The organism is Calothrix sp. NIES-3974 (assembly GCF_002368395.1).
Taxonomy (GTDB): Bacteria; Cyanobacteriota; Cyanobacteriia; order Cyanobacteriales; family Nostocaceae; genus NIES-3974.
This window is the reverse complement of sequence record NZ_AP018254.1, coordinates 5,114,433-5,128,786: the sequence shown is the minus strand read 5'-3', so window position 1 is coordinate 5,128,786 and position 14,354 is coordinate 5,114,433. Positions and strand designations below refer to the sequence as shown.

The window sequence follows — 14,354 nt, the reverse complement described above, 5'->3', positions numbered from 1 at the left end:
GTCGTCTCTACCGTCAGGTGATATAATTCCTACTAAATCCGTTGAATAACGGGTCTAATTGTAAACTCCTGACCACGACGATTGGCTTCCCAGCAAACATCCCCCCTACATCCCTATCATTACTTGGGTTTAACAGGAATTCTCATTCTTGGGCTATTATTACGGCTATGGAATCTAGATTTAAAACCCCTATGGTTAGACGAAGTAATTACAGCCATTTTTAGCCTAGGTAAAAATTACCACTTATTGTCCCTGAACCAAGTTATCAGCATTACCCAGGTACAGGAAATATTTACCTATCAACCGACAAGTTGTAGACAAATCACCCAAAACCTGATAAGTCAATCCACCCATCCACCCCTATTTTTTTGTGCAATGCATAGATGGATGGGATGGTTGCAACTTGCAGGAATTAACTGGGTGATGGGATTACGCTTGCTACCAGCAATATTTGGAGTAAGCGCGATCGCATCAACCTACGTACTTACTCGTCTAGCTTTTTCTCCCACCACCGGATTAATTGCAGCAATGGTAATGGCTGTTTCCCCCTTTGGGGTCTATTTATCCCAGGAAGCACGTCATTACACTTTACCGATTTTGATGATTACCCTAGCTTTAATCGCTCAAATCCGAATTCAACAGGATGCTTTGATTCGGGGTAAACCGAGATGGTGGTTATGGTGTAGTTGGATTTTGGTAAGTAGCTTGGGTTTATATACCCATTACTTTATGATTTTAGTAGTGATTGCCCAAATTGTCACACATTTAGGATTTATTAGCAAACATCGTCAGCAAATATCCCACCTCAAAACAAATCTGATTGGCTTAGGTATATCCATAATTGTTATTACTTGTAGCTATATACCCTGGTTAACCAATCTCCTCACCCACAGTAAAGCCTCAGAAACAGATTGGCTATCTCAACCCCAACATATTGCACCAATTTATCACACTATTCTCAACTGGTTATTAATGATTATTGCCTTACCAGTAGAACATCAACCGTTACTAGTAACAATTCCCAGTGCAATCACAATGTTAGTATTCGGATTGTGGTTTGGTAACTTTTTTCCAACCAGATTAAGACAATTACTCAAATCTCAAAAAACGAATACCATTACTTTCACATTTATTGGGATTACCGGGTGTTTAATTCTAGAAATATTGATAATTAGCTATGTTTTTCAAAAAGATATTACCTCCGTACCTCGCTACAGCTTTATTTGGTATCCTAGTGCAATTATTTTGATTGCAGCAACTTTAGATAAGAAAATTCTCAAACATCAATTAAACCAATCAGAAAATAGTAATCGGGAAAAATATTTACAGAACAGCCCTAAAAAAACCTTCAAAAATCTGCAAAACTATCTGAACCCATCCCCAAACACAACACTATTAATTATCATTACCCTCAGTATAACAAGCAGCATTTTAGTTAACCATAATCTTGTATTTCAAAAACCATTCTTACCAGAAAAAACTGCCACTAACCTATTTTTAGAACAATCCAAACCTACCCTAATCATCATGGGCTATCATAACTATCAAGACATAGCCCTAGGACTCAGCTTTGCATTAGCAACTCCCCCAAAATATCAAAATTATACCAAATTTGCCCTCCTTCAACAATCCACCGACTTTTCCCAATTTTGGCAAAATCTAGCCCAATTAGAAACCATCAAAACCCCCCATATCAACCTTTGGGTCTTTGCTCCTGGACGTAGAAGACGGGACTACCCCACCCAAATTATTACTACTGACACCAAAAACCTGTGTAACATCGATCAAAATCACCATTATCGAATTGGTATCCCCTATCAGTTGTATCGGTGTTAGATCAGGTTTATATCACCATCCCAATAATCACTAGTTTATACAGCAGTCTGAGCGGGATTTGTGAAATCTTACATGTAGGGTTACGGTTGACAGTTGACGCTTAACACTCCTCAGTCAACAGCACGCTATTTTTCACAACTTAAATAGGATTGCTGTAGTTAATTCTATTTATAACTGCGATGCGATCGCCCAATCATCTATTCATTAATCGTAATATATTACACAAGTTTATATTAAGTAATAAAGCTTATAACATTTGTGTGTAATTTGTATGGGTTTTCCAGACTGCTGCTTTTAATGTCTGACTTGGAAGATTTTTCTCGTCACGACTTGAGAGTAAAAGTATAATGTTTAAGACTCATGAAGAGTGTCTCGTGTATCTAGAAAAAATTCGTTGGAACGGGACACCAATCTGTCCATACTGTGGTTCAGATAAAGCCACAATGTATAAAAATGAACACAGATACCGTTGTAATAGTTGCTTTACTTCCTATAGTGTTACGGTTGGGACTATATTTCATCAAACCCATGTGGATTTACGCAAATGGTTTCAAGCAATTTTACTGCTTTGTAAACTAAATCGCGATATTAGTGTTCGCAAACTTGCACAAGAAATTCATGTCAACCGAGCAACTGCGTCTTTAATGGTCAGTCGAATCAGGAATACATCCCCTGAGCAAACGGAGATTTTAATGAAAATAATTGAAATTAGTGAAGAGTAAAGGGTTTAAAAATGGCAGATAATCGAAATGATAAATTAAATTCTAGTGATTCCCAAAATCCGACTTTTAAGCGACCTGTTTGGTTCGTTACTTTGTCCTATCTACCAGCTTTAATAATTGTATTAATCAGTATTTTACCTTCTCTAGTGTTACTGGGAAAGGCTTCAGAAATTACCTCTAGAATTCAGACTCTGGAAACAAAACTTAATCAACAGGGAACAAATCCTTCAGAGCGAAAAAATAATCAGCCATCTACTTCTGGAAATGCGATCGCAATAGAGAATTCGGAATTTGCACAAGCATACATTGAAAAGCAGGTGACAATAGAAGTTAATCGACAACTACAGCAAGCAGCGCAAGATGAAATAAACAAAGCAAAAGGAGATTTATTTGCTCAGATAACATTTCCTGTATTATTTGCGATCGCTTCTATTTTTGCTGCTTTTGCAGTCAAAGATATTCTGACCGAAATACTCAAACAGGAAGAAAAAGAGAAAGTCAAGAATGACATTCAGTCGCAACTTGAGAAACAGATAGGTCTGGAAGTAGAAAAAGATAAATCAACAACCTTGAAAGAAAAATTAGAACAACAAATCAGAAAGTTAATCGGGATAGGTGATGAAATTAGTGTGGGACATCCTGACCTAAAAACTGTGTTACAAGAAAATATCGACCAAAAGACAAGCGGACTTGAGGAACGTACTAAAAACCTAGAAAACTATATCGATTGCTTGGAATATCAGTTATTAACAATAGAAATGAATCAAGTGATAGAATCATCACCAGACTCACGGCAAATAGTTCGGAAAATGTATTCTCTAAAAAATCATCTTCTTGCGGATATGAGTAAGACTGGTGATAGCCTGAAAACAATAGACTTACTACAAAGAGGTGATGCAGAAATTTTACGTTTAAACGCCAATTATGATACTTCAGATAATCAAACTACTCCTGAAAGTACTATTATCACTCATTTTCAAGAATCTCAACAAAAATGGAATATTCTTAAAAGAGAACTTTTCGATATTCAGGTTAACCTATTATTAATAACTCTCAGAAAACTATTACCAAAAGATGATAAAGATGAAAATAATACCATTGTTAAGTTAATCCAAGACATCGAAGATTTTATCAATAGAGATGTTATGCAAGAATATGAATCTGGAATACAAACAGCTAAACGCATTTCTTCAGAAAGCGTTATTTCTCGACCTTCTGATGGATAGCCAATAAAGAAGTTTCTACAAAAGTTAGATATTAACTCTCTCTAGATATTAAAAGATTATAGAGAATTTCAGTCTCTTACCTAGTTAGACTTTCGCTGATTGCTTTACAGATTTGAGAACTAACTTGATAAGAAATATACTCTTTTGGAGTTGGAGAATTTTGGGATTTTTGATTATCTTCTTCACATCTATCTTGATAATACTGCACTAATTGATTTATTAGAGTATTACAATCCTGATAAGATTGGTAGAAACTGTCTTTAATTTCGGGAATATATGTTTTAACTAGCAATAAACCATCTTCCCCTACTTGATGGAGAGCAAAGCTTTGTTCATACATAAACTCTAGTTCATCCAAAAGACACTCAACAGGTTTTCCGGAAATCCAATTAATAGATTTTAATCTTAATTTAATTTCCTGATATATTTGCTGGATAAATTCTTGATTGTGATCCAGTTTATGTTGGATTACCATGACACCCCAGTCAATAATCGGCCAATCTTCCCTGGGAACTTTTTCTTTAAGTTGTTCGAGTTTATCAATAAGCGTAGTCATTTCAATCCTCCCATTTTAGCCTTCAAACGAACTAGCTAACGTCGGATTGTATTGAACAATCTCTACCTTACAAATACAGCTATTTTTTCTCAAAAGCTGTACCGCAAACTATACCAATTTAACTGCGTCCCATGTATTCAGTGTTGAGGATAAAAATAAAAAACTCTGAACTCAGAGATGGGTGTATGATAAAGGCTTGTAAGTAGCAGTGCAAAATTAATTTGACATCCCGAAACGCTGAAATATTTGCGTTGGCGAAGTCTGTCCGAAGGACTTATGCTACTCTTCGAGAAGGCTTTACCAACGTTCCAAGTTCTTCAGACACGCTACGCGTTTACGCAGCTAACGCTGCGGAAAATATATATTTAATTTTGCATCAGCACTCAAAAATACAGGCGATCGCTGAATTGCGATCGCCCGAAGGCAAATATAATTTCTAACGGGAATTTACATAAAAACTAGCAGATAAAATCTCCACGAACCCAACCAACACGGTTGTTGAACGAAATTTTATACCAATAGAAGCCAGCAATCGGAACTTCAGTCACATCCACAATACTAACAACAGCACCGTTAGGAACTTGGGATACCTGACGGAATCTGGTTCCTGGACCACTGCGCATATTCAAGCGACCATCGCGATCCCTGGTACAAGCATAGGTATATCCTCCTCTTTGACTAACCAATACTCCCTCCCGGTTGCGGGGGAAGCTTAAATTGGTAGAATTATCCTGAGTGGATTTGAAAGAAGTAGCACTTGCAGGTAACGCAGAAGTTGCAACTACAGCAGCAACCATCAACGCTTGGACAACTTTAGATTTAGACATGGTAGATAACTCCTAAAATTAGTTGATTAAAAAAGTTCAAATCATCATTGAATTTTGACATCGATGAATTGGGGTCGATGGGTACGCACAAAGCTTAAAAACCGATCCAAATCCTCTTTACTCACTAATCCGATACACCCCGATGTTCCATCCTCACCATTATTTTTGTTAAAAGATGGATCAACATGGAATCCCAAAGCAGTCCGTCTAGTCCTAAATAATGGTTGAATCGGAAGAAAGCGATCGCCTGCTTCTGGAATCGTTCCCGGTACTACTCTTGTTGCAACTCTATATCTTCCATCCGGTAACGGAGCTTCTGTTCCACTCTGATGACGATTTCGACTCTGAGTATATGCTCGTCCCGAAACAGTCATAAAGCTATCAACAAGCTGTCCATTCAGATAAAGACGGAGTTCATATAATGGATTATTTAGAGCATTTGTCTGTCCAGTTGGGGTCAGGGTCATATAACCACCCACAGTAACTGGATTAGTTATTCCAGTAGCAATTTTGCGGTCAAAGTTTTTAACCTGTTTAGCTTCTGGGTTTATTGAATTTCCTGATACCTGGGAGACAGATTTTCCAGATAAAAATGAACTAGTTTCAGCATTTTTGTTCACTAAATCTGGCGTTTCTAAAGAATTGAAATTCCCCGCTTTACTTGTAATATTTGCTGGGATTTTTTCATCTCTACTAGTCAAATTTAGCGGTTGTTCAGTCAGTTCTGATGATAGGGAAACCCTTGCATTCGCTGCACAACTTATAACCGTTAAACAGCTTAGAGACATCAAGATAATTCGGATTAGCATGTAACTTTTTTTCGATGTGTCTCGAATATAATCTTGTGTTCTAATACTTTACCTGCGGAATATTTCGGATTTTTTGACTTCAGATAAATTACTGATTATTGACAAAAAAAATTTGAATATTTTATATAGTATAAGTATTCAATACTAGTAAGTAGCTAGGTGCAATTAAACATAAAACCACAATGTAGCCAACCATTTGGCGTAGAGAGATTTTAACGACAATTTCCACCACCCACCTACTTACTTAAGCACGCTAATTTTGATGGGTGAAAAAAGGCACGTAGTAGCACTAGTCTACGACAACCCTACAAGTATAGCACTTTATCCTGAATTTCTCACAAGTTAAGTTGTCAGCCTTGAGTAACGGATTGATTTTCCTTCTACTCCCGTCACGGACTATTCCCTATGAAGTTTTAGGATTTTTTGAGAAATGTGGGTTTACAGGGGTAGAAAATACAAGTGAAAATACTACTGTGGCATAAAATTCAGCTTAAATGTAAACCGATAACTACCAGCACGTAAGCGTTGTCCCCGATCAATCACCATATTTACCGTCACCCCAGTTGTCCCCACAGGTAATAACAAAGGAGTATCTCCCGTCTTTGTAGTTGCACCAGTAGTAGTGGTGATAATTGTTTCCGATACCACCAGATTCAATTCCGGTCCACTCAATTGAATCGGTGCGGAAACGCTTAACCGTGCAGGTTCCTGACAAGTAATTTCCATTTGCACAGGTGTACCACCAGCATCTGCGAAAGTCACAAATTTAGTCGGTCGTGGTTGACCAGAGCGGACTAAATCACCAGGTTCGGTGGTGGTGAAGGTGCATATTTGGCTACTTTCCGCCTTTGCTGTTGGGATGAGGTAGGGATTAGTTAATATTAAAGTCAAAAATAATAGGAATTTTTGGTAATTCATAGTTTGTAATTCATGTATAGGTATGACAAATTAATTTTGCATGTAGAGACGCAATATATTGCGTCTCATATTGTGATATATCGCGTCTGGTATTTTGGATGTATTGCCAATATTTTTAAATCAGTATAATAATCCCTATCTAATTATTTTGGTACCACAGTTAAAGTAACACTAAAATTATAATTTCCTGGCTGTAACGGCTGATTCCCATTATTAACTGACATATTAATAATAATTGTTCCTTCTACATTCCCTTCACTGTCGGGTAGTACATCTATAGCTGGTTGGGATGGAGTAACTGTTAAATCACGAAATTGAGCAGATGAAGATAAAGTCGCATCTGCTGATAATCCTGGACCACTTTCTTTTGTCGGAGCAGATATTTGAATATCTATTTTTCCATTGCAAGAAACTTCAACACTTGCAGGAGTTCCCCCTAATGATTCATCGCTACTGAGGATTTTTTTATCTAAACTTGCAGCTAAACTTCCATTGATTGGATTGAATAATTCACATTCTGTCTTTACTTCGTTATCCAATATAGGTGTATCATCAGCATAGGTACTAACTGTCAATCCAGCTAAAAAAGAAGTAGTTAATATGGAACCTAGCAGCAAACGATAAATCATGAGGGCTGATAAAATTTTGGGAGAGCCGACAGAAACGGCCACATGATAACTAATAGATGTTAAAAAGGCGTTGAGTATTTACACGTATTTATTGATTTGAGGAGATGAAGATTTGAGTTATTTGTTAGTATTTTTTATTACCTATAGGACTTACGCAAGAGTTACAAAAATTCTAATTTTTTTTATTAAGAACTGATAGCGATTAATTTGAGAACTAAAGTCCTCACTATGAAATTAAAAATTTTTATTTGTATTCAGTACTGATAGTGCTTAATTTTAGGACTAAATTCCTCGCTACGACCTTAAAATAATATAGTCAGTTACCTAAGCTCTGCATCATTAAGATTTGCATTATCTTGAATATGGTCATCGTATAACTACTGATGTTTTTTGCTAAATTTATGAGTCACAATTGAGATATTTTCATGTCTAATTCAAGCATATCCTCAATCAATTAAATTATTTTTATATCGATAAATTCACTTATAATAAATAACCAATATTCAATCATGTCAAACAAAATTACATTAAATATCAACAGCACAGAATACTACGAAAATTTTGATAGTCTTGGCTCCGGTTTACCATTTGGATGGTTAGTCTATACAGGTGCTACTACATCAACTGTAGGTACTTCCGCTAATTTGACGACTACACCTACCGCTTGGGGTGATTCAGGAGGTAATTTCAAAAATTTTGCTGCAAATGATACTGGTCTTCAATCAAATGCAACACCTACGAGTCAAAATTCAGCAACAGATAGAGCATTAGGTATCCGTCAGACAGGTAGTTTTGGAGACCCTGGTGCATCTTTTGTTTTGACGATTGACAATACACTTGGTTTACAAAACTTTGAGTTGTCTTTTAAAGCTCAGATGCTAAGTGTTCAACCTCGGTCTACGATGTGGACAATTGATTATCGAGTTGGTAATTCCGGTAGCTTTAATATTCTTGGTACCTACCCAGATCCGGGTGCATTTGGTTCTTCAACCTTAAATTTTGCCAACTTTGGTACTAATATCAACAACCAATCAGAACAAGTTCAGATCCGCATTTCTGCGCTTTCTTCAAGTACAGTTAGCGGAAATCGGGATAGTTTCGGTATTGATGATTTTAAACTTACCTACACTCTTGTTGATAACAACCCCCCAATAGTGACTTTATTGGGTGATGAGGTACTTTCCTATGCTGAAAAAAGTCAACATATCATTCTCAACAGCGATGCGATTGTCACAGATAGCGATTCACCTAATTTCAATTATGGTCATCTTACAGTACGTTTGATTAGTGGTGGGAGTAATGATGACCGTTTGGGTATTCGGAATCAGGGAGTGGGAGCAAATCTGATTCGTTTGGATGGGAGGGAGGTTTACTATGGTAGTAATCGGATCGGTCACTTTCGCGGTGGTATCGGGACTGAAAGTTTAGTAGTTAGTTTGAATGAAAACGCTACACCGGAAGCAGTACAAGCTTTATTAAGAAATATTACCTATGGAAATGTTTCGGAAAACCCGCAAATAACGGATCGAACAGTTGAGTTTCTTCTCTATGATGGTAGTACGGGAGTAAGTACACCAGTTACAAAAACAATTCAAGTTTCTAGAATTAATGATACTCCTATTCTAGGGGTGACAAAAGTTCTCTACAATGCATCTACGGATACTCTACCAAATGGTATTGTTCCTAACTCTAAAGGTTGGATTTATAATGCTACTCCTGGTGTTGTCAGAAATGATAGTACAGAAGGTGTGACTTTAAATACAACTACTAATCCAGCTCTTCAAGGTGGTTTTGCCAACATTACTCAAACTTTAAATCATGCAGAGGGTTATATTGTCAGCTTCACGGCTAAAGTTTTAGCAGAGTCCCATAATACTCCCACTGCAAACAAAAATAATGACGGGAAAGATGATCGAGCGGGTTTTAGTATTTTAGTTGTAAGTAGTGATAATACAAAAGCAATTGAACTGGGTTTTTGGGAAGATAGAATTTTTGCACAGGAAGATAGTACTAGTCAAAGTAACCCTAGTTTAGAACCAGATGATGCACCTGCTAGTAACTTCCGTACCCTGTTTACTCAAGCAGAGTTTACATCTTTCAACACGAAAAATGAAGTGAATTATGACCTGATGATTAAGGGTGAAACCTATACCCTGTTTGCGGATGGTAATATTATCCTCAGCGGTAAACTTCGCAACTACACTGCTTTTAATAAATTTCCAGAAGCTGAAAATCCCTATCGTCGAGCTAATAATATTTTCTTTGGAGATAATACTCCTTCTGCACAAACTAATTTTCAAATTAAGCAAGTTAATTTCACTGCAAATACTACACTTCCCAGTATTTCGGTTGATGAAGATACATCTGTGGTAATCTCTAATTTGCGGATTGATGATGTAGATGCGGAAAATAGTCAAATTTCGGTGGTATTATCTGTTTTCCAGGGAAGATTAACAGTTAATCAGAGTGTTACTGGTGGTGTTGTTGCAGATAATATTCTGAACAATGGTACAGGTAATGTCACACTTACGGGTACTTTAAGTCAAATCAATAAAACCCTAGCACATATAGCTGGTTTGACTTATTTGGGAAATCCTGATTTTTATGGCAATGACACATTAAATATTAGTGTAAATGATGGTTTTGATCCCATAAATAAAACCTTAGCGATCACCGTTAATCCGGTGAATGATGCACCCACTTTTACTATTGGTGGAAATCAAAGCATTCGGGTGGGTTCGGGAACAAAAACCATTGTTGGTTGGGCTGGTAATTTTAATCCGGGAGTGAATGAATCGGATAATATACAGGAGTATAAAGTTGAATTAATTAATCCTTCAGATAGCAATTTTTTTGCTAAAGATGGAGATTTAAAGCCTTTAATCAGTATTAATAATAATGGTGACTTGAGTTATACTATTGCTAGCAATATCGCTGGAACTGGTAGCAAAACAATTCAACTTCGAGCAACTGTTGAGGAAAGCGGTGAGGGTCTGAATCGAGTTTCAGAACCACAAATATTTACGATTACCATTAATAGTGCTGGGACAAATACTATTTCTACAGTTGCAAATGGTATCCGCATGGGAACTGATGGTCATGACCGTATTAGTGGTTCCGATGGAAATGATATCATCTATGGGGGGTTTGGTGATGACCGACTTTTTGGTGGTAAAGGCAATGACACTATCTATGGTGATTTACCAGTAATACCTGCTTATGCTTTGAATCTAGCCAATAATTTTACCTTTAACGATATTATTTCCGGTGGTGATGGGGATGATATCCTCTATGGCGGTTTGGGTAACGATAAACTCTACGGTGATGGGAATAATGATATTCTCTTCGGTGGTGAGGGTGATGATGAATTGTGGGGTGGTTCGGGTAAGGATACTTTTGTAATTGCTGATAATGGGGGAATAGACACAATTCGAGATTTCAAGATGAGTGAGGGTGATGTGTTAGGTTCTGCAGGGGGTTTAAAGTTGGTTTCCTTGGGATTTAGACAGCAAGGTGCAAATACTGTTATTTTTCATCAAGGTACAAATCAGGATTTAGCAATTGTTAGTAATATGAATTTCAGTAATTTGCAAAGTTACTTGAGTATTAGCGGTAATTTCCAGGAATTTTAGTACTTGAAAAACCGAAAAATGAGTGGTTTGTAGTAGTGGCTTTAGCTCTGCAAAAAGTATAAAGCGGAACTAAATATATCGTCCTCACCCATCAAAATTAATGTGGTGGAGTAATAGTACAGGTTGGCGGAAATATTCAGACCAATTATTTGGTGACTATGCTCTGCGTGGTCACCTATTGAATGAAGGTGGAGCCTCCCACCCTTGGACTCTTACGCGGAGCATGGGAGCAAGGGAAATGGTAGGCGTATTTCCGCCGACTTGTAGTAGTTCATAAATAAAAATAATAAACGGATTTTGCTGCTGGCTAGTTAATTATACTTGGATGCTGTGATTTGTGATACTTCTTGGGATGTTTGATTTGTGGACTCGCTGGCTTGGCGATTTTCACGAATAAGACGGCTGTAGGTGCGGTAGGGGATATAGTGTAGGGGATTATATCCGGCAAACCGTAGTATTAATAAACATGCCCAGGAGTATCTCCCGGCTCCAATTGCTTCGACGACCTGATTGAATTGTTCGGGTTTCATGGTTCTGTCGATGCGTTGTTTGGTTGTGGGAATGTTAGTGTTCATGGTTGAATTTTGGATTTTGGATTTTAGATTGAAAGAAGGAGATGACCCTTTAGGTGTTTACACCAATTCTCGAAAATGAGGCAACAGATAGAATCGAGGAAATCATTGCCACATCTAGCTTGGTGAATTACGTATCTTGCACACCAAGTAGCAGTATTAAAAATTACGTACGCGAAGCGTTGCCGCAGGCTATTACGAATTACAAATTAATACTGCTGTTTTGAATTTGTCGGATGGGGTCAAGGATGACATCGATGATACGGCGATGACGGGTGATGATTTCGGCTGTGGCTGTTTGTCCGGGTTTGAGTTTGATGGGTTTGTTGTTGGTGGAAATGTGGTTTTGGTTTATTTCGATTTCGACGCGGTAGACTGCACCGAGACGTTCGTCGAGTTTAGCGTCGGGGGAGATGGAGATGACTTTGCCAGGAATGATACCGTAGTCTTGGTAGGGGAAAGCGTCAAATTTGAGTTGTGCTGGGTCTCCGGGTTGGACAAATCCGGCTTCCCGGTTGGGTAGAATTGCCTGGAGGATGAGTGGTGCGGTGGGGGGAGCAATTTGGGCGATTGTTTGTCCGGGTTGAACGACTTCTCCGGGGTTGCGGACGTTCAGTGCGAGGATGACTCCATCAACAGGAGCTGTGAGTTTATGGTGTTGAATTTGGGTTTTGAGTTGCTCTTGCTGTTTTTGGTTGTCGCGAATTTTACCCATGATTTGGGTGCGCTGGATTTTGAGTTGTTGAAGTTTTTGTTGGGCTTGAACTTGGATGGTGACGGCTTGAGCTTGTTTTTGGGATAGGGTCGCTTGAAGGCTGTAGATTTCCCGTTCCGTTTGGGCAATTTCACCTTGGTTTTGGGTAATTGTCCGGGTAATTTGGGCGCTGGTTTGCTCGGCTTCAAATAGGCGATCGCGTACCATTGGTGTTTCTTCTAGTTGGGATTTGGCGATCGCCAGTTCCCGGTCTCTGACTGCTTGTTCTACCTGGATAAAGGCTTCTTTGGAGATGGCTCCCTGTTCTAATAGGGGACGTAGGTTTTCAACCCGTTCTTGGTAGATGGCGATTTCTTTTTGTCTTTGTTGCAGGAGTTGTCGGGATTTTTCCAGGAGCGGTTGGAGTTGGGTTTGACGGTGGAGGTTGGCGGTTTGTTGGTTGCGGAGCTGGGTTAAAATTTCCCGACTGGCTTGTAGTCTAGCTTTGGCTGCGTTGATGGTTTGTTGATGGGCTAGTTGTTCGGATCTGGCGATCGCGTTTTGTGTTTGAGCTTCCAGTTGGGTTTTGTCGATTAAGGCGTTGGTTTGGATGAGTTCGGTTTGGAGGGTGTTTTGCTCCTGTTGTAAGCGCTGTATTTCGGTAAAGGTGGCGCGATCGTCTATTTCGGCGATAATTTGACCGGCTTTGACTGTTTGTCCTTCTTGGACATAAATCTGGGTGATTTTGCCGTTGATGACGGGATTAATTTTGTAGGTTTCTCCTTCGGGTATGAGGATACCGGAGGCTTTACCAACTTCATCGAGGGAACCAAGGGTTGCCCAGGTAGCAAATGCGACTACAAAAGTGATGCCACCAATTAGTATTTGTTGGGGTAGGGATGCGGGTGGACGGTCTAATGTAGTTTGTAAGGATGTTGACCAATTCCCTGTTGGTGTAAGGCTTGGCGGTTCTCGCACGGATTCTGTGTGTTGTTTTGCAGGGTTGGGTGGAGCAATGGAGGTGACTGCACCGCCGTATATTTGTGCAAATTTATGGGTGTCTATTTCTGGAGTTGGTTCTAAAGTGGGTTGGCAGGAGGATGTAATAATTGGATGATTCCGGAAAGGAGGGGCTGAATCTAAATGTAAGATGGTTGATTCTTCCGGGGATAATATTTCATCGTCAATTAGGGATTTAATAATAATTGTCATGGCTGTAAATTGGGTTTTTAGTAAGTGGATTTGAAGGAAAAAGAGGGATTAGAATATTGGGAGATTTAATATTTTTCATGTTCACTGGAGTCTAGGTTTCCCTCATATTTTGGCTGTAGTCTCCCATGAAAGGGCGGATATATACAGACTATGAAATATTTGATTTTATGACTCTTGATGAGAGTATATTGTTATCATCAAATCAAAGGTTTATAACCTGATATATTGATGAAAATTGGAGGATTATAGAAGATGAAAATTTGTTATTATCAGTGGATATTGATTGACGGAATAACTTAATTTTCTCCGTAGAAGTAAAGAGTAATATTTCCAGAAAAGTAGAATCTCCTTATTTGACTCCTATTTGCGCTACTCAAGGAAAAGGCTGCACCTGTAGCGCTAAAGCGTAACTATAAGCAAATAATAATTTACACCTACTTACTTAATACCAATTTAATGTAAAGTTGTACATAATTTGAACCCACTCCTTCACCCTACGGAGAGGGAGAAATCTAGTCCCCTCCCCGATTACGGGGAGGGTTAGGGTGGGGTTCTTTCTATGCGTCTTCATATTAAATTTGTATAAGTCAACACTCTGTATTGAAAATCAAAGAGTAACAATGCGCTAATTCATCGTCTATCAAATTCAACTCAGCGACTAAATTTGATAATAATTACTGCCTCATCTTGATGAAAAATCTGCGCTTCTTTCTGCAATTAC

At 38.4% G+C, this 14,354-nt stretch carries 12 protein-coding genes; 5 read left to right on the top strand and 7 right to left on the bottom strand.

Annotated elements, in window-relative coordinates; genetic code table 11:
• The first annotated feature begins 81 nt into the window (after window positions 1–81).
• From CDC37_RS20475 to CDC37_RS20465, 3 genes are all read left to right on the top strand, one after another.
• Complete coding sequence (locus CDC37_RS20475; RefSeq protein WP_096624622.1) at window positions 82–1,836, top strand: glycosyltransferase family 39 protein; 1,755 nt, start codon at window positions 82–84, stop codon at window positions 1,834–1,836.
• Between the two features lie 347 nt (window positions 1,837–2,183).
• Window positions 2,184–2,558 (top strand): transposase, encoded by a 375-nt coding sequence (locus CDC37_RS20470; RefSeq protein ID WP_096624620.1) that lies wholly within the window; start codon window positions 2,184–2,186, stop codon window positions 2,556–2,558.
• 11 nt (window positions 2,559–2,569) lie between these two features.
• On the top strand, window positions 2,570–3,784 hold the full coding sequence (locus CDC37_RS20465) for a hypothetical protein (protein WP_096624618.1): 1,215 nt from the start codon (window positions 2,570–2,572) through the stop codon (window positions 3,782–3,784).
• Between the two features lie 76 nt (window positions 3,785–3,860).
• On the opposite strand, the gene CDC37_RS20460 is transcribed toward CDC37_RS20465, so the two are convergent.
• Window positions 3,861–4,340: a hypothetical protein gene (locus tag CDC37_RS20460; RefSeq protein ID WP_096624616.1), complete on the bottom strand. Its 480-nt coding sequence runs from the start codon at window positions 4,338–4,340 to the stop codon at window positions 3,861–3,863.
• A gap of 251 nt (window positions 4,341–4,591) precedes the next feature.
• On the opposite strand from CDC37_RS20460, the gene CDC37_RS24550 reads away from it, so the two are divergent.
• Complete coding sequence (locus CDC37_RS24550; protein ID WP_157780803.1) at window positions 4,592–4,780, top strand: hypothetical protein; 189 nt, start codon at window positions 4,592–4,594, stop codon at window positions 4,778–4,780.
• An 18-nt stretch (window positions 4,781–4,798) separates the two neighbouring features.
• On the opposite strand, the gene CDC37_RS20455 is transcribed toward CDC37_RS24550, so the two are convergent.
• The 4 genes from CDC37_RS20455 to CDC37_RS20440 all read right to left on the bottom strand — a co-directional run bounded on the left by CDC37_RS20455 (window position 4,799) and on the right by CDC37_RS20440 (window position 7,565).
• Window positions 4,799–5,167 carry an SH3 domain-containing protein gene (locus tag CDC37_RS20455; RefSeq protein WP_096624614.1) on the bottom strand — a complete coding sequence of 123 codons (369 nt, stop codon included), beginning with the start codon at window positions 5,165–5,167 and terminating at the stop codon, window positions 4,799–4,801.
• 44 nt (window positions 5,168–5,211) lie between these two features.
• The gene (locus CDC37_RS20450) at window positions 5,212–5,955 is read right to left on the bottom strand and encodes a L,D-transpeptidase (protein WP_096624612.1); all 744 of its coding nucleotides are present in this window, start codon (window positions 5,953–5,955) and stop codon (window positions 5,212–5,214) included.
• 489 nt (window positions 5,956–6,444) lie between these two features.
• Window positions 6,445–6,894 (bottom strand): hypothetical protein, encoded by a 450-nt coding sequence (locus CDC37_RS20445; RefSeq protein WP_096624610.1) that lies wholly within the window; start codon window positions 6,892–6,894, stop codon window positions 6,445–6,447.
• 143 nt (window positions 6,895–7,037) lie between these two features.
• Window positions 7,038–7,565: a hypothetical protein gene (locus tag CDC37_RS20440; RefSeq protein WP_157780802.1), complete on the bottom strand. Its 528-nt coding sequence runs from the start codon at window positions 7,563–7,565 to the stop codon at window positions 7,038–7,040.
• A 467-nt stretch (window positions 7,566–8,032) separates the two neighbouring features.
• Between CDC37_RS20440 and CDC37_RS20435 the strand changes: the two genes are divergently transcribed.
• Complete coding sequence (locus tag CDC37_RS20435) at window positions 8,033–11,155, top strand: calcium-binding protein (RefSeq protein WP_096624606.1); 3,123 nt, start codon at window positions 8,033–8,035, stop codon at window positions 11,153–11,155.
• 311 nt (window positions 11,156–11,466) lie between these two features.
• Here CDC37_RS20435 and CDC37_RS20430 read toward each other — a convergent pair whose 3' ends face one another.
• Together CDC37_RS20430 and CDC37_RS20425 are read right to left on the bottom strand one after the other, a co-directional pair.
• Complete coding sequence (locus CDC37_RS20430) at window positions 11,467–11,730, bottom strand: HetP family heterocyst commitment protein (protein ID WP_157780801.1); 264 nt, start codon at window positions 11,728–11,730, stop codon at window positions 11,467–11,469.
• A gap of 199 nt (window positions 11,731–11,929) precedes the next feature.
• Window positions 11,930–13,633, bottom strand: coding sequence for an HlyD family efflux transporter periplasmic adaptor subunit (locus CDC37_RS20425; protein ID WP_096624604.1), 1,704 nt, complete (start codon window positions 13,631–13,633; stop codon window positions 11,930–11,932).
• Window positions 13,634–14,354: the final 721 nt, after the last annotated feature.